Here is an 18054-nt window from a genome sequence, read left to right on the forward strand (position 1 = left end):
TCCATATGGCACCTCCTAGATTTAATACATCTATTGTGAGGTGTTATGGAAAGAAATAAACGTATATATCAATTCAAATAGGGCATATACACTTATTTCTTTCCATAAACTAAAACTTTCGATAATTTCCCACACCTGGCGGTCCCAATAGAATAAGATTAAATAACTGCTCAATCCAAGCTAATTCTTTTAATTGATTAAACTGTTTTAAGCTTAGGGATTCTTGTTCATCTAAATTAAATTGCTCCAACGGAGTAATACATGGGAATGTAGCGAGTTTCAATCGTTTTTCCATATTTTTCTCGTCTCTCATTTTTCGCTCGTACTCCACTACATTGTTCAGGAAAGCAATATAACTAAGCTGCTCCTTTTCAGCTTCTTCGAGAAGAGAAGGGAGCTTTTTTGATGTTTCCACCAACCGAAGTGAAATGAGGGAATCTTGAAGATATTTTATCTGCTTCATTTTGTACTCTCCATGATAGTGTAATAATCTTCCAATGGACGCTGGTTTGCCTCAGTATCTGTTAGTGTTAACTCAGCGATGTCGTTATAATCTGTATCAATCTGTTGATCGCTGGCGATTGTACTGTTCACTTGGCGTTGTCGTTTAAAGAGGGATACAACATCTTGAAAGTCATTCGCACTAAAGAGTTGCCTCTCCATACAGAGTGCTAGTGCCTCATCTATTACTTCTAATGAGCCTAATTCCATGCATTTTTTTATTAAGCTTAACTGGTCTCGTATATAACGAGGATACCTATTTCGTAACTCATTCAGGTACTTAGTAGCTTGTGATTTATTTGTAAAATGTTCACTAACAACTTCAATAAGCTCTTTTATTCCCTTCGATCTATCCCGTTGATGGGATCTATTTTGAATGAGTTTTCCTTTATCAGGGCTAATGCAATGTGTTGCCAGTATTTCCCCTGACTCCTGGACATAGATTACTAGCCTATTATCATCGGTCACATAATAAAGGACTTCTGGATACTTTTGAAATGTTCCTAACGGAACAGAGTATCTGTTCGAGAGATATAGGATTGTATTGTCCTTTCGAACACTTCTTGTTATACTAGTTTTGTGAATATGATTTAGCGAGTTGACCTGTCGCATGTGTTGCTTTTCGAGGAGAAACACATCGGCGGGTCTTCTTTTTGTGCCGTTATGAATTTTGCCATTACCTGTTCTTTTTAACCATTTCTGAGACTGCTCGTTCCAGGAATCAATATTATGAAAAATTCTATTATTAATGAAGTTATTCTTGATAAACTTAACCGCATTTTCTACTTTCCCTTTACTTTCTGGATCAGCTTTTCTACAGAGTTTAACTTCAAATTTAATTTCATTTACAAATTGTTGAAACTCTTCGGTGAGTAAAATATCCCCCTCGTTCTCAGATACAACAATTAGTCGATCCTGGTCATACAAGATCTCTTTTGAAACACCCCCAAATTCCTTAAATGCATTCCTATGAGCTGAAATTACATCCTTTGTCGTGAAAGGGCGATTTTGATATTCGACGTATTTGTATCTGGAATGTGCTAAGACAAATACAATAAAAACTAACTTAACTGGTTTACCAAATCGGTTCTTTACCGTTTTAAATCCAAAGTCTGCTTGGATTTGTTCACCCATTGGAGGATCAGGGACTGCTTGATAATCCCTAGTACTTGATTCTTTTGGAATTTGAAAATCCTCTCGAAGACACCTTACATAGCTTCTTACCGTACTTTCCCCAACTTTGAATTCAGGATATTTCTCTTTAAGCCAGTCTTGCACTTGAGCTGCAGTTAAATCTGGAAATTCTCTTAACCAATGAAGGATTAATTCCTTATGAATGTCTAACTTCTTACTTCTAGTCACTGTCGATGCCGTCCACTCGGCCATTTCCTCTGGTGATTTACGAATATACTTGTAAACCGTATTTCTTGATATATTTAGTTTCCTAGCGATAGTAGAAATACTGTATTTCTGATTGAGCATTCCTCTAATTTCAACATACATTTCAAACTTATCCACCTTTTCAATTCCTCCGCCTAATCATAGAAGTATAAAAATCTATCATAAGGTGGAGAACAATCTTAGTAAATAAGTGTTCAAATTTAATTGTCGTAAACTGTTCAATTTAGTCTAGCACTTACAAAAGGTCTAGAAGCCAATCCCATTTTCTCTTTTTTCTTTTCTTTTTAAGTCTCATATCATAATTAATTCCTTTTTGTGCTCCAAATTTAGTACTCTACCCTTTGTATTCAGGATGGTTATGACGATTGCATCCAAACAGATAACATGCAGTTTTAACAAATGGTTCAAATTCCATGGATGGAATATATGCTGAAGAAATTCGTTTAAACGTTTGTTTATACTCTGCTATTTCATCCTGTAATTCTCGGATAATTTCTTGCTTATCGGTTTCTGTCCATGTTTCATCAACTTCTTCTTCATCTAGGTCTTTAAGTTCTTCAGTTTTTTCTTTGATTGTTTCATGTAGTATTTCATTAGAACGATCAAGTTTGTTTAACTTCATTAGTGAAAATACGTATCGACTAATCCAATCAGGGTGCTTCGCATAAATAGTCCACCCCTTTTCAAACCATTCAACAGCCGCTATATAAGAACCAACTTCTATATATAAATCAGCTAAATCAATTTCCCCAACAAACTCTTCGTCATCTTGTGAAAAAGTATCAAGCTTTCGTTTGGCCTCATCTATATAACCTAACTCAAGTAAACATTTAACATGTCCGTACAGTGCCCAATCCGATTCGTCTGAACCAAGTAGAAAATATTTAGCTGCAGCTTCTACATTTCCTAGGTTGTAATTCGCCATTGCCAGGTTATTATAAGCCTCTTTTGTGGGTTGGATCTCAATGGATTTTTGCAATATATCCTTTGCATCCTCCCATTTTTCAGTTCTAAGATATACCTCTCCCAACAAATTATAGGGAAAATATGAGATTGGATTCATTTTGATAGCCTCTTCCAACAAACCAAGAGCAGCTATATAATCATCCTCTTCATGGCAGTATATCCAGGCAAGGTTTGTTAAGGATTGTACATCTCTCAATTCTTGAAGAGCTTGTTGAAACAGTTTTAACGATTCATCATATTTATTTTCCTCAAGTAGTTCAATTGCCTTTTGATTGATATTCAATAAAAACCCCTACCCATCCTTTTGACACTCTTTCTATTATATTATGCCTATAGACAAAATATTGGACAAAGAAGTTTTCAGCATAATGTTTTTAAATTTGATATTTCCTCAACCAAACGACATTAATTATTGCAAATACAAAAACCTACCCTCAAATGTCTTCGGTGATAAGCATTAATAATTGCTCAAATAGTAAATAAACTCCAATAGACAGCCACACCAATTGTATAAAACTATACCCGTTAAAGTGTCAAAATGGTAGACTAAGGAAAATTAAAATATTTTAGAAAAAAGCGAGAAAAAAACTTTTTCTATTCGTTGTATAGGATGTAAAAGCTTTTACAAATAAACTAAGGGGTATCATTTGATGAAGTCTAATGAAGCCAATTTTATAAAACGATTACAACATAAAAAGGAAGATGCACTAGAGTTTATTGTCGATAAGTATCTACCGCTGGTAAAAGGGGTAACCCATAAAGTTCTTACTCCCCTTAACAATGATGGCGTGATCGAAGAATGTATTAACGATACTTTCCTATCAATCTGGAATAATTCATCGAAGTTTCAGGGTGATGTAAACGATTTTAAAAAATGGGTGTGTGTAATAGCCAAGTTTAAAGCTATCGATTATTACAGAAAAACGACTAAAAAAGTAGAATTCCCCTCAGACCATCTTCAAATTAACAAAGAAAAATCAGCAGAAGAACAACTAATCAAGATGGAAGAAAGGACAGAGTTGATTAAGTTAATTAATGGCCTTGAACAGGTCGACCGAGAGATTTTTATTATGAGATTCTTTTTGGGTTTAAAATCTGAAGAAATTTCTCATAAGCTGGGGCTTTCCAAATCATCAATAGATAACCGAATTTATAGAGGGAAGTCCAAACTAAATAAAATAGCCTTAAATCTTAAATTAAGGGAGAATGGTCTATGAAGGATTTTTATGAATTAATCAACGATTTTAACATAGATGAAAGTGAGTTTGAGGAATTAGAAGTAACTGAATTCGAAAAGGCTCAGGTAAAAAAATCTCTAAAAAAATCAATAGTTAATCATAAAAAAAGGAACAGTTGGAAAAAGAATGTTGTGGTTGCTTCTATTTTATTTTGCATTTCGGCTACAACATTTGGATTAACTCTTCCAGTCTATGCTAAAAACATCCCTGTAATTGATGATATTTTTCGTTTTTTCGATAATGGAATGACTGGAATTTATACCAACAAAGACAGCCAATCAAAGGTTTCAACTGATAAAGGAAATGGACTGTATTCTGATTATAAGAAATACTCAAGCGATGTCAATCTTACTAAAGAAAGTAACGGCGTAAAATTCACGATAAATGATGCTGTTTTTGATGGTAAAACTGTTACCCTTACCTATTCTATTGAAAGCAATCAAGATCTAGGTAATGCAGGGATTTCTATGCCAAAAATAAGAGGTATGAAAGCTTTAGGCGGAACTGGTAAAACTTCGAAAATAAATTCAAACAAATATGTTGGAATCCTTACTGTTAGTGATTTGGAAAATAAGAAATTGGATGTTGCTAATATTCAATGGGATATTGACAGCATTAAGAATCCAGATAATCAGACTGAAATTAAAGGCGATTGGAAATTTGCTTTTAGTTTAAATGCTACCAATAACCGAATACAACTAACCGAAGGTAGTGCTGAAAAAAATGGGGTAAAAGTTAACATTGAAAAAATTACGACAAATCCAATGTCATTTACGGTCTATTACAATCAAGAGATCTCTAGTATGGTTAAAAGCATTTGGGATGGGGTCTTAGTGGATTTAGAAATTAGAGATGACTTAGGGAATAGCTACTCTGGGCAAGATAATGGAGCTTCAGGAGATAATTATAATGTATATGGGGGCAAAACATTCGGAAAATTGAACGAGAAAGCGAAGAAACTTATTATCACTCCACACGTTACTTTTATCGATTACAATTCAAATAATTCAGCCTCAGTGCAAATAACAGCAAATGGAGTAAAGAATATTCCGCTGCCAGAGAAACCTGGTAAAGGGAAAAAAGAGTTTACTTTAAAAGACATTGTTGTAGAACTAAAGAAATAACGGTAAAAGGATAGGACTGCCTTATTTAAATTGGGCAGTCCATTTTTTCAAAGTTTAACCCCATATTCTTTAAAATATGACTAAGAAGTAGCCTTGCATCGCTCTCTGGGAATTCCTTAACAATCTTTTTTATTTTCTCTATTTCCAAAAAATTCTCCTTATAGTACAAATTCCTTTTTGTTTGGTATTTGCTCCTAATTATTAGTGTAGAAAATGGTATGTTTTATCAACATATAAACTGTACACTTCTTCCCAATCCCATTTTTCATAATACCAACTGCCTAAATCGATTTGGGAAATCCATTTCCTTTGGTTAGAACCATTGAGGTTTGCTTTCATAATATCGGCTGTTTGTCTGTTCGTCCTCACCCATACGAGCTTATTGTCTTTTATTTGAGGATAGAAATCTCCCTGACCATGTGCTGGAGAAGTTAATTTTAATTGTTTATTCGACATTAGATTAATCTTATGCAAAGCTGGTAACGGCCTATGCTCAACTTCTACCCAATCACTTTCTTCTGCTCTTGCCGTTATAAGATACTCTTTGTTAATCCACGTTAAATCCCGATCCACAAAACCATTCGGTGTATAGTTCTTTGAGGACCAACTAAGGGGGCTTGTTACCTTTAACCTTTTATTCTTAATTGCCTCCCTCCCCCCACCACTAATATTCCCAATCAATGAATTACCTAGTGCCCATTGAAACCATTCTTTATGATTTAACATTTCATCAACTTTTTTAAAGGTTTTTCCGTCATTAGAAAGGATACAAAGTGTATTTGAATCGGCCGACAAAGAGGCAGTTGGAATTAACAAAAAGGCGATCCATCTCTCATCAGGTGAGTATTTAAACTGACTGGTTGAAGTGAAATATTCATCCTTATCAACAGCAATAGTGTATAAAGGTTTTGTCCCTGACTTATCGGCCAATTGATTTAGTAAGATTTTTGAAATGACAATATCCGAATGGAGTTTCTCTGACCTTTTCGTTGAAGTAATAAAACCAGTTCCATCTGGTAGCCATGAATAGTTTTTAATTCGAGAAGCAACTTTAAAAACATTATTTAATAAAGAAACATTCGCCATGTTTAAAGAATCGTTAGTTTGAAAAGCAATGATATTTTTGTTAGGTGCCCACTGAAAATTTCGATTTATATTTGAGTAGACTTTAAAATGTTTGTTTAATCGTATATTGTAAAGCCACAGTTCACCTTCATAAATAGTGATCTCGCCCTTTTTTTCCCCTTTAAGATAGGCAACCCAATTACCATCAAATGACCACTTCGGAAATCTAACATAATCTCCATACGTGATTTTTTTCTCTTTCTCCCCAATTTTTATCCATAGGTCATCATTTCTGATGAACGCTGCTTTAAGGGGCTTTGTTGGTTTACCAGAAGCATATGTCGTTACTGGAGCTATCATCATACAAACGAACAATATACAATAGCAAATCTTTTTCAATGGACAGACTTCCCTTCACTGTATACTGGACGTTAATATTCCCAATTACTTCTAGTTTCAATAAATGACTTGAAGTAAATATGTAAACGTAAAATGATTTAATGAATTATTAACATAAAACTAATTAATTGGTTAAAAATAAATTTGATTTAATAAAATGAGGTGATACATGATGATAAAAAATTCAAAAACTACATCCATTATGTTAAGCAAAGTTGTAGTTTTTCTTATGCTTCTTTTCATATTTAATGAACTATCTGTTAACAAAAAGGTAAATGCTGCATCAAAGGATGATGCTTTAACTAGTGTGGTTAATTTCCTCAATGCACAAAAAAATTGTAACACTGAAGACATGATGAAATACTCGGAATATTACCTTAAAATTAACAATCTTAAAGATGCATTTTCCAGTTATTGCAAAAGAAATCCTTTACAAAAAGCTAAGATAACAAGCTTAAACATAATTGATGAAAACATAGCATTGGTCTCAGTACAATCAACATATAAAAATACACTTAATATACGAACCGTACCTGTTGTCAAAGAAGATGGGCAGTGGAAAATTGTCATGGGAATTCCGCCTTCAGGGGTAAAGGCATTAAATACAACTAGGGGTGAAAAGGAATCTGAGGTAGCAAGGCTATTTGAAGATTATACAAATGCAATAAAATCTCATGATGTTACTAAAATGAAAACATACATCAAAACTGAAACAAAGCCGAGTGATACCAAGATAGAGCAACACCTAAAAGCAATAACTCAGGACCCAACTCCTGAAATAACGACATATGGGATTAAAATGATTACAGATTCACTGGCAATCGCTCAAATTGAAACTAAGTATACAAATCACAGCTATTCATAAAATGTAGCCGTTTATAATGAAAATGGCCAATGGAAATTAATTTTTGGACAGCCATTGACCAACTCTTTCATTCCGTTGAGTGATAAATCAATTTATGTAAAATAAGCTCCCATAGCTAAAATAAGTAAGGTTAAATTAGTTAAATTTCCCCTTCACGATTGCAAGTCAAAAAAAGAGCGTAAAAAGAATTACGCTCTTTTCTCTCGTATTTCCTCACGGTGTTTCCCTTATTCGAATACAAAAGTTCAACAATAAATTGCTTTACCTAAAAAATATAGAGTGAGCTGCAAGCCCACTCTACCAACGGAAGAATTTCTAGTAGTACCTTTTAGTTAGATTCCATTTAATTTGATTCTATTATAATAAACCTCAGTTTTTATCCTTCTGGTGATTTTTTTATAAATTAAATTTGAACTTTCTCAGTAACCATTTCAACTATTTCTTTTGTTATCTCCGTTTTCCTTTTAACCCAATCTTGTGACCAAATCCTATAAATTTTCCATCCTAAAGACTCCAATACACTTTGCCTTAAACGATCTCGGTCACGTGCTGTCTTTGTAGAGTGGTAGGTGGCACCGTCGCATTCAATTCCCAATAGATACGACCCTGGATTATCGGGGTCAACGACAGCCAGATCAATTCTATAACCTGAACATCCAATCTGATTACGTATTTCAAGTCCAGCTTTAATAAGCGTATCATAAACATCTTCCTCGAATGGCGAATCAAATTCCCCATTGTTCATGATTCCATCATTAATGTTAAAATCTCCACCTGTTTGAGCAAAGTATAGAAATTTCTTTAATAACTGGGGTCCCTTCTTCTTCAGCCTGCTATCATCTAAGTCCGAATGTTTAATACTTGAAACAACAATTAATTCATATTTTGCACGGGTTATGGCAACATTGAGTCTTCGTTCCCCACCGTCATTGTTTAACGGCCCAAAGTTATAGTGTAAAATACCGTTGGAATCTTTACCAAAGTTAACACTTAAAATAATTGTGTCTCGCTCATCACCTTGAACATTTTCTAAGTTTTTAACAAAAAATGATTCCATTTTTTCTTCATTAAGTAATGCTTCATAGACAGGATTATTCCGTGTTAGTTCATCTAACTTATCCCGTATTGCTTCTTGTTGATATTGGTTGAAAGCAATAACTCCCAACGATCTCTCAGGTGTTTCTTTAAAGTGATTAATTACTAGTTCTGCTACTCTTGCAGCTTCATTTAAGTTCTTTTTTGACCGACCTCGATCGTATACACCATTCTCGACATACACATGAGAAATGCCATCTCTTTTTTCATTAGTTGAACTAGGAAAGGTATATAAATCATTTTTATAAATCTCTCTATTGGAAAAAGCAATCAATGACTCATGTTTACTGCGATAATGCCATTTTAAGGACATTGGCGGCATAATCAACAGGGATTCATCAAGAATGCTTTCAAAGCTTTCATATGCCTCTTCTTCCTCTTCGTTAATAAACTCATCGTCCATTTCAATTTGCTGAGCAAAAAATGAAGTTGGTGGCAATTGTTTATCATCTCCTGCGATGATAACCTGATTTCCCCTCATAAGTGAGCCAATTGCATCCTCTGGCCTAATTTGTGAAGCCTCATCAAAGATGATTAAATCAAATTTGATGCAGGTTGGATCAATAAATTGGCTAACTGATAACGGACTCATCATCATGCATGGCTTTAAAGTCAAAAGAAGTTGCGGTATTTCAGAAAACAGTTTCCTTATTGGCTTATGTCTTTTTTGTTTTTGTATTTCACGGGTCAATATCGCCAGATCGTTACTTTTATATTCGATATTTTTCAGGTAATCTTCTTTTTTCTTCAATAGCTTTTTAGTTAATCTAGAGCTATTAGATTCAAGAAGGTTTTCATCCAAGTTTTTAAAATCGTTAATATAATTTAAATGAGTTTTTAAATCAAAGCGTTTTAAAATAGGTAACTTCTTATAGGTGGAATCCAACCAAAGCTTGTAAAATCGCTTTAAAAAAATATCCTGATATGAATCATTTGTTTGTTCCCTTAGCACTTTATGGAGAAAATCGGTTAATCCACCTTCTACAGCCTCAGCTTTAACCCTTTGGGAGACAATCCAATGCTGCAATTTATGTGTGGAATTAGCGAAAAGTTTTAAAATGCTGCTTAAATCCCTAAGCTCTGTGTTCAAAAAGTCGTTGTTTTCATATTTTAGTAAATTAAGTGGAAAGATTTTTGTATAAAAATTAATATCCTCAGTTAAATCCTTCTTTTTAACCTTTAATTGTTCACATTGGGATAAAAAGTGTTCTAGTTTACTATTGTTATTTATTACATCAATGAACTTTTCAGGGAAACGGCCTTTAAAATTATTGTCGGCATCAATGGTCCAGTTTATTGACTCTTCGATTAGCTTCCAATCGGTATCAATGCCTTTATATAGCTCGCCATATAGGGAATTAAAAACTATTCTTTGTTGATCAATTTCTTTTTGAACATTTTTAATTTTATTTATTTGAAGAACCAAAGCATTTATTTGATCAAAATTAAATGATTGTTCTAACAAATACTCTGAAAGCAGATTCTTTGCATCTAAAATCCTTTGAATTCCTTTTTCAAGTTCGTCGATTTTTGGGATCATTACTAATAAATTTTGATCCTGTGATTTTATATTTTTAATTTTTGAGAAGCAGACTTTTTCAAGCTCATCTAACGATTGATCAATTATTACTAATTGGTTGTTTAATGATTGACTTACTTCAAATAAGTGTTGTTTATCCTCAGTTTGGTATGACAACAAGAACTTTTCGAATTCTGCTTTATTTTCGCTATCTTTAAGCTTAGCAATTAAAGCATAGAATTCTGTAAGAACTTTTGTTACTCTTTCCCAGTCAGTCTTCTCCTGTTGAAAAATCTCTCCGAAAATTTCTTTCCACTGATTTCTTTTTGAATCAATTTCATTTTGTAATTCCTTTAACCTTTTAAGTGCCCTTAAGTCTTTAATGATTTCATCAACTTTAATGGATTCTTTGTTTCTTTTAAAAGATTTAAGAAGATTTTTGTCCCTCTTAAAGTTTTTATTAAAATTCCTCATGAAGGAAGAATACTCATTTATAAATCGGTCCAACATTCCATCTATATCCTCAGTTATAAGTTCGGGTAAGTAGACATCTTCAATAATTTTTCGTTCAAATATATACTTATTGTATACCTCTTTACACTCAATAATTGTATTCTCTATACCTTCCCTTTGCACACCATCAAACCAAAGCTGAGTAGGTTTAGAGTTATTTGTTATATAGTTGGAGATTAATTCAATTTCATTTATTTTTTCAGGTGTTAATTCTAACCCGTTCATTTGCAGCTGGTTATTGATGGACAAAGATGCTTTGTTTAAAGTATCTAAGCTAAATTTCAATTCCGCCATCTTATCTAATATGAGTTGTTCATTTGTAAACAAATTATTAATAAAAACTTTATAAGTATCAATGTAATCATGAATGGTTTCATGACTTCCATTTAAAATGACGTAATTGACCTCACTCAAATCCTGTTCAAGGATTTCTTCCTTCGATTGTTGTAATAGGGACTCCCTTTGTTGCAAATATCCCTCAAATATTTGTTGATGCTGTTTATACGAATTTTTTGCTTGATACAAGATCTTGTTATTGCCTTCTTTATACCAAACCTGTGGAATTTCAGGTTTTAAAGAAAGCATCTCCCCTAACTTTAACAATTCGTCTAAACCCGTCAAAGTAAGTAAGCCTTGAAAATCAACAAAATTAAATGCTTCCTCAAATAGAACATACAGTTCAAATAATTTTTTACTCAAAATTGTAAACTTTGCCTTAATCTCAGATTCACTTTCAAAGCTATTTTCCTCTAACAAGGTACCAAACCAAATATGGTCTTCTTCATTTGATAAAACATCCCGATAAGTTTCTATTTCCTTTATTTGTTTAAGAACTTTATTTAACTTTTCACTAGAATACGAATCAATATTGGGAAGCTCAAATAATACCTCAATAACATCATTTAATTTTGAGAGTCTTCCAAGAATGGTATGGGTACTACTTTCCAATGGATTTATTACAGTATGAAGTGCATCAACATATTCATTTAAATGCTTTTTAATTGAATCCAAATCAGTCAATGGACCTGTTGCTCTTCTAGGAATTTCCCTATTGGTTAATGAATGTCTCAGTTCCTCTAAAACTGCCTTTTTGTTGGAGTTATGGCTATGCAAATCTAAACAAAAATCATCTAACCCTTTATCACTAATTCTTTTTTTCACCACATCTAAGGCTGCCTTCTTCTCACTAACAAAAAGAACTTTTTTTCCTTGGGATAGTGTTTCAGCAATAATGTTTGTAATCGTTTGGCTTTTCCCAGTCCCTGGGGGTCCTTGCATCACGAAGGAAACGCCATTTTTAGCAGCAAGAATTGCTTTTTGCTGACTAGAATCAGCATCTAAAATTTGATATGATTCCAAGGACTTTCCGTTTCGATCAAATTCTTTTATTGAGACAATTTTCTCTCTTCCACATATATCTTCATCGTGCTTAACACCAGCTAATTCTTGAATTATAGGGTGACTTTCAACCGTATCTTGATATTGTTCAAAATCCTTATACATAACTAACTTACTAAATGAAAAAACCCCAATGTAAGAATCGTCGGTTACTTCCCATGACTTTTCTAGTTTCAATTCTTGTTCGTAAAAGTGTAAGATTTCCTCAATATTTTCATAATCTAATTGCTCGATAGGCGTAATTGATACTCCAAAATCTAGCTTTAATTTTTGTTCCAATACAGGATTAAAAACAATGTCTTCATCCAATTTAAATATGTAATAAGGGTCTCTTGCAGTTTCTCTTTTTAACGTAATTGGAATAAGAATTATCGGTGAAGAAAAAATGTCTTTACTATATTCCACTTCCGTCCATTTAAGAAAGCCCATGGTTAAATATAGAGTATTAATTCCTTTTTCTTCAATTGATGACTTACCTAATAACCTGATTCCATTTAATTTTTTCTCTAAGCTTTGTTTGACCTTCTCCAAAATTTGTTGAAATTTTATATCCTCTTCAGTTTGGTCAGAATCTTTGGTCAAATTAACTTTTGCCGTTTTGGTGGTTAATTGTTGGGCCATTTTGTCTATATCAACAATGGAGCTTACCATAATTCCTTTTGACCGTGAAAAAACGTTAAAAATTTCTTTTATGTCACCATCTATTTCTAAAGTAGAACTTTTTGATGCCTTAAAGTTTAATAACCTGTTCCTCTTTGTTAGGTCGATTAACCTAGATTTCCAGTTATTAATCTTCAATTCCATTTTCCCCTTGTCCACCACAAAAGTCCCCTTTCGCATGACCTGTATGTATATAAATGTATATGTGATTGTTCAAAATAGAATTAATAAAATAAGGGTTGTTTAACATTTATATTAGCACAAAATTCCTATTTATTTGATAAATAATAACAATTATCTACACGCTAATACCTCTCTTGATTTACCTCGAATTTGAACAGTAAGCTTAGCTAAGACTTTTACAAAGTGGTTGTATATTTCATTAATTCTTTCCGAACGACTTCATAATACAAAATATTAATTGTGTAATAAAAAAGCAGTACCAATTCATATGCGAATTGAACTGCAATTATGGTGTTAATTAAGTTTTTAAACTGAAAAAACCTACCCATTAGCCACCCATGAAGCAGAGCTCCATCACAAGGAATGAAAAAAATTAAGAACTGTCAATACTGACCTTAATCCAGTCACGCTCTCCTCTTTTTTTGATCGAGCAGGCTCTTCCTTAAGTATTGCCTTTTTTCATGACAAAAGGAAACTTATTCTCATGTAGTTAATACGTACCCATTATCCACTTGTTTCCTTTCTATATAAAAAAAGAAATTAATACTAATGATAACTCATCTTATGAGAATGGCTATTTTTAAGTCAACTATTATATTTTTCACTTCTTCTTTTGAATGCCTCCTCAGAACCTTCCATAATATCTAATATAGCTCTTTTTACAGGTGGATTATCTAATCCGCCTTCTGTTCTAAGCTTCCCCCTACCCACATCAGTTTTTAAAGCATAGATTAGCTCAGCATCACCATTGACAGGTAAATTAGCATTATGAGTAACAATTATTATTTGGCGGTTTACCTTCATAGTTCTAATAATTGGTACAAGTTCATTGTAAATAAAATCAGAATCAAGTTCATCTTCGGGTTGGTCTATTACGATTGGTCCATTTCCTTGGGTGAAAAGCAAGGTTAAGATAGCGGTATTTTTTTGTCCATCTGACAACCCATTATCCAAAAGAGACCCCGCAATAGAACCATCAGGTCTATATAAAGTAATATTAATGGCATCATGTACTCTGGTAGTTTTCAGCTTCTTCCAATGCTCATAATTATTATTTAAATGGCTTGTTAAATCACTATGTAAAGAACTTAGGTCACTTGGGAAAGTGTTTTCATCCTCTAACCATCGCTGTAAAGTATCCCAAGGGGATGAATCCGTATTGTTCTCTATAAATTCATTATAAAGTGCTTCGCCAATAACATCCCAACTTCTTCCTAGCCTATTGCGTCCGTTGTGAGGGAAGTCGTTCCAAATCTCCATAAAGTGAAGCTTATCGCCCATATAAAGAATATCTATTTTTAGGAATGGAATTTCCGTTTCTGCTACTTTAACCTTCGGTATAGTATCTAGATTAAGTAGGCTATTTACTTTCGTTTGTCTTAATTCATGCTGTTTTTTCCATGATTCGATTAATTTATCTTGTAATGCCCCAATTTCTTTTATTTTTTCAAGTAGCAGAATAAGTTCATTGTCCTTTTGGGCTATTTCTTGATCTTTTCTATTAATTTTTTGTTCTGTATCCTTCAATAATTCAAACTCTTCTTCACTTATTCCCTGTGATCTACAAGCAGATTCAAATTCTTTTTCATTTTTTTCACACTCGGTTATTAGAATCTCCCAAGAGGGATGATTATCTGTTATATCAAGAACACTCTCATTTAATTTCCCTTTTGAAGTTTCTATATCGTTTGTTAGAGTACTTAGTGCTTGCATAAATTGTTCTTTAATTAACTTTAAATATTCTGGTTCTATTAGCTTCTGACTATCTAATTGCTGGCTCTCATATTGTTTCGAAATCGTTTCTACAGTAGCAGCTACTTGATTTAAACTTTTGATAATATCATCTTTATCAGATTTGACTTTTGAAACAAAACTTCTTGATAAGGTCACACGATTTTTGTTTTCGCTAAATTCCTTTACTGCTGTAAAAGCATTCCATTGTCTTTTTAACTCTTCAAGTTCTTGCTCCATTTCAGTTTTTTCTTGCTTCATTCTACCAAATCTAAGCTCTTCATGAATTAGTGAGATAATTTTCTCTTTTGTTTCTTCTTCCTCCCGAATTTCATCCAGTAATTCATTTCCTGCGATTTGATTAATTAAGGGCATTAATGAAGGTGAATCTTGTCCCATTTGGGTGATTTCACGCTGACTATAAATATTAATACCTAAGCCTTTGAAAATAACATCCTTATCTCTAATTTCTGTCCTGGTAGGAATTGCAGTTTCTCCACTGGAATACTCAAAAGTATCATTAAGACCATTCTGGTCCACAAAATTTAGTTGTAGCACTGAATCAGTGTTTAAGGTTTGTTGTATTCTTACCATTTGTTCATTGAATTTTGACAATGAATTGGAACATAACCTTATATATTCTAAAATAGATGATTTACCTGAACCTCTTCCTCCGATAATGCAATTAAGATTGGGAGAAAAATTTATTTCCTGATTTTCAAGAAAGGCAACATTATCTATTTTTAATGACTTTATTTTCCCATACCGTAACCCTTCATTGGGTGTTTGATCTTGCAATCTGATTCTTGACCTATGATCGTTAAAAGCCTGTTTTAAAGAGTCAATTGAAGAATTTGAAAATTGTATCCATGAATGTCTTTTGCCAATAAACCCTTTGTCATTTTCCTCTAAACTGTAACAATCTGAAGACATTACCGTAGCTATAGGTTTTTGTCTTTTCCAAGGTTGGTGGCAATCCTCACTAGAAAGGATTATTTTTTGAATATTTCTAGAAAGATTATTAATTGGTTTTGGGACTTCCATTGCTAATAACCTTGAATCCGTAAACATTGATCTCTGAAAATGGTCAGACATAAAACTATCATTTAACATTCCACTTTCGGCTAGAGGATGTGCGGCAATAATGACCCCTGGGAAATCCTTTTGCTCCTGTACAAACGAAATTACAGAGTTAAAATCCTTTTCCAAAGGTCTTATAGCATTATCTATTACTCTACTTCGACTAGGTAAACCAAGTTCTGTAACCATTTCATCTATTGCATCTATTGGTGTGTCGCAATCGAATAAACATAAAATGTGTACACCTAATCCTTGAGCAATTTCTACTTCAAACCCTGGAAAGATAACCAATGGTTCTTTCCCCAATCTATTAGCGACAATTTTGTTTCTTTCGATTAGCCCTTTTAGGTATTCTTTACCTATGAAATTATGATCAGTTACCCCGATAACATTTAACCCTACATCATGACAGCGTTTTAAGTATAGGTCTACTGACTCATTTAACTTTTCTTGCGAATATTCTTTTCCGATATATGCCTGACATGTTCTTAACCAATTATAAGGGTCTCCAGGTGTTTGCATTTGCAAATCACATTTTAACCATCTCATTCCCTTGAACATAAAATCACCTCAAACATTATTTTAAATTAATTTAGTAGAATTTGTCAGTGGGAAAAGTCCAAATAAATATTAAATTGTATTTTTTAATTTTGTTCCAGTCTTGCAAGCAATGGGTTGATTGCTCAAAGTTGAATGTTATAAGCATAAACGGTTAAATTCGCTTTTAATATGATGAAAAAATATATGTATTGCATTTTTATTTATCAATTTGCATGGTATATAATTCAATTAAGTTCAAAAAATACCAAAATATCTTTCGGGAGCACATTACTAATGAAAAAATTTGATTTAAATATAGAAAAGGTATTGGAGCATTGGACAATTCCACATGCCTTGAGGGAAATAATAGCTAACGCTTTAGATGAATCAAATCTAACTAAGACTGAGGAACCTATTATTTTCAAGGATAAGGAAGGCAAGTGGCATATAAAGGATTTTGGTAGAGGACTAAAGTATGAACATTTAACTCAAAATGAAAATTTAGAGAAGACTAAAAACCCTAATAAAGTGATTGGAAAATTTGGGGTAGGTTTAAAAGATGCACTGGCCACATTTGATAGAAGAAAAATAGGGATTATAATTAAATCCAAGTTCAGCGATATAACCATTAAAAAATTGCCTAAAGGTGATTTTGATGATGTGGTAACATTACACGCAATTGTTAACAATCCATCCGAACCTGATATGGTAGGAACAGATTTCATCTTTACAGATCTTCTAGAAGAAGATATTGAAAAGGCAAAGGATTTCTTTTTATTGTATTCAGGAGAAAAAGTGATAGAAGAAACAAGGTATGGAGCTCTTATTGAGAATAAGAAGAATCGTTCTAGAATTTATGTTAACGGTATATGTGTAGCGGAAGAAGAAAATTTGTTGTTTTCTTATAATATTACTTCTCTAACAAAGAAACTGCTTCAATCATTAAATAGAGAAAGAACTAACGTAGGAAGAAGTGCTTACACCGATAGAGTGAAGTCAATATTATTAGAATGTTCTAGCCAGAGATTTGCAGAAAAATTAGTAAATGATTTACAAAGAATTCAAACAGGCAAATCACACGATGAGTTGCAATGGGTAGACGTGCAACTTCACGCTTGTAGGATATTAAGTAGTCAGGAAAAGGTAATGTTTTTAACAGCAAACGATCTGATGGATGGTGGAAAATACCTTAGTTATGCTAAAGATGAAGAAATGCGGATTATTACTGTTCCTGACTTATTGGCAAGTAAATTGGAAAACAGTAAGGATCTAAATGGAAATGATTTTAGAAATTTAGAAACTTATGCAGTAGAATGGAATGAAAAATTTGAGTTTGAGATAGTAGATTTAGGAAAAATGAACAAAAAAGAAAAAGAAATATTTGCTTACAAAGATACTATTGTCGGTTGGTTTCCCAAGAAAAGTAATGTCGTGAAGAGTATTGTGGTTTCTGAAACAATGCGGCCTGATGATAATAATGGTGGAGATGCCCTGGGGTTATGGGAGCCTGCGAATAAACGAATTATTATCAAGCGGAGTCAATTGAAAAATTTACAATCGTTTGCTGGAACTCTTGTACATGAGTTAGTACACGCTTATACAGGAACAGATGATAACACCATTCAATTTGAAATTGAATTAACTGAAATGTAAGCCCCCAATCAAACAACGCATATAAACCCGCAGCTCCTCTTGGTACGATACATGTATCAACTAAAGGAGGTGCTTTTTCTTATGCCAAAACAAAAATTAACAATCGTCCCCGTTTCACTCCAC

At 33.1% G+C, this 18054-nt stretch carries 10 protein-coding genes; 4 read left to right on the forward strand and 6 right to left on the reverse strand.

All coding sequences use genetic code 11. The annotated features are described in order from the left end of the window. Positions 1–109: 109 nt before the first annotated feature. The 3 genes from ACE198_RS27255 to ACE198_RS27265 all read right to left on the reverse strand — a co-directional run bounded on the left by ACE198_RS27255 (position 110) and on the right by ACE198_RS27265 (position 3151). Positions 110–463 carry an ATP-binding protein gene (locus ACE198_RS27255; protein ID WP_375377717.1) on the reverse strand — a complete coding sequence of 118 codons (354 nt, stop codon included), beginning with the start codon at positions 461–463 and terminating at the stop codon, positions 110–112. Further along, positions 460–2019 (reverse strand): IS21 family transposase, encoded by a 1560-nt coding sequence (istA, locus tag ACE198_RS27260; RefSeq protein ID WP_375377718.1) that lies wholly within the window; start codon positions 2017–2019, stop codon positions 460–462. Before istA ends, ACE198_RS27255 begins: the two co-directional genes overlap by 4 nt. Positions 2020–2236: 217 nt before the next feature. After that, positions 2237–3151 carry a tetratricopeptide repeat protein gene (locus tag ACE198_RS27265; protein ID WP_375377719.1) on the reverse strand — a complete coding sequence of 305 codons (915 nt, stop codon included), beginning with the start codon at positions 3149–3151 and terminating at the stop codon, positions 2237–2239. A 367-nt stretch (positions 3152–3518) separates the two neighbouring features. On the opposite strand from ACE198_RS27265, the gene ACE198_RS27270 reads away from it, so the two are divergent. Then, a complete protein-coding gene (locus ACE198_RS27270) occupies positions 3519–4085 on the forward strand; it encodes a sigma-70 family RNA polymerase sigma factor (RefSeq protein WP_375377720.1) in 567 nt (188 codons plus the stop codon). Beyond that, complete coding sequence (locus ACE198_RS27275; protein ID WP_375377721.1) at positions 4082–5230, forward strand: DUF4179 domain-containing protein; 1149 nt, start codon at positions 4082–4084, stop codon at positions 5228–5230. Before ACE198_RS27270 ends, ACE198_RS27275 begins: the two co-directional genes overlap by 4 nt. 201 nt (positions 5231–5431) lie before the next feature. Here ACE198_RS27275 and ACE198_RS27280 read toward each other — a convergent pair whose 3' ends face one another. After that, positions 5432–6694, reverse strand: a complete 1263-nt coding sequence (locus tag ACE198_RS27280; protein ID WP_375377722.1) for a TolB-like translocation protein — start codon at positions 6692–6694, stop codon at positions 5432–5434. 169 nt (positions 6695–6863) lie between these two features. Here ACE198_RS27280 and ACE198_RS27285 point away from each other — a divergent pair, with 169 nt between their 5' ends. Beyond that, on the forward strand, positions 6864–7559 hold the full coding sequence (locus ACE198_RS27285; RefSeq protein ID WP_375377723.1) for a nuclear transport factor 2 family protein: 696 nt from the start codon (positions 6864–6866) through the stop codon (positions 7557–7559). A gap of 403 nt (positions 7560–7962) precedes the next feature. Here the strand turns inward: ACE198_RS27285 and ACE198_RS27290 are convergent, their stop codons facing one another. Then, complete coding sequence (locus tag ACE198_RS27290) at positions 7963–12903, reverse strand: DUF4011 domain-containing protein (RefSeq protein WP_375377724.1); 4941 nt, start codon at positions 12901–12903, stop codon at positions 7963–7965. Between the two features lie 609 nt (positions 12904–13512). Next, complete coding sequence (locus ACE198_RS27295; RefSeq protein WP_375377725.1) at positions 13513–16299, reverse strand: TrlF family AAA-like ATPase; 2787 nt, start codon at positions 16297–16299, stop codon at positions 13513–13515. Between the two features lie 273 nt (positions 16300–16572). Here ACE198_RS27295 and ACE198_RS27300 point away from each other — a divergent pair, with 273 nt between their 5' ends. Further along, positions 16573–17931 carry an ATP-binding protein gene (locus ACE198_RS27300; protein WP_375377726.1) on the forward strand — a complete coding sequence of 453 codons (1359 nt, stop codon included), beginning with the start codon at positions 16573–16575 and terminating at the stop codon, positions 17929–17931. Positions 17932–18054: the final 123 nt, after the last annotated feature.

The organism is Neobacillus sp. KR4-4, assembly GCF_042136325.1.
Lineage (GTDB): Bacteria > Bacillota > Bacilli > Bacillales > Cytobacillaceae > Neobacillus.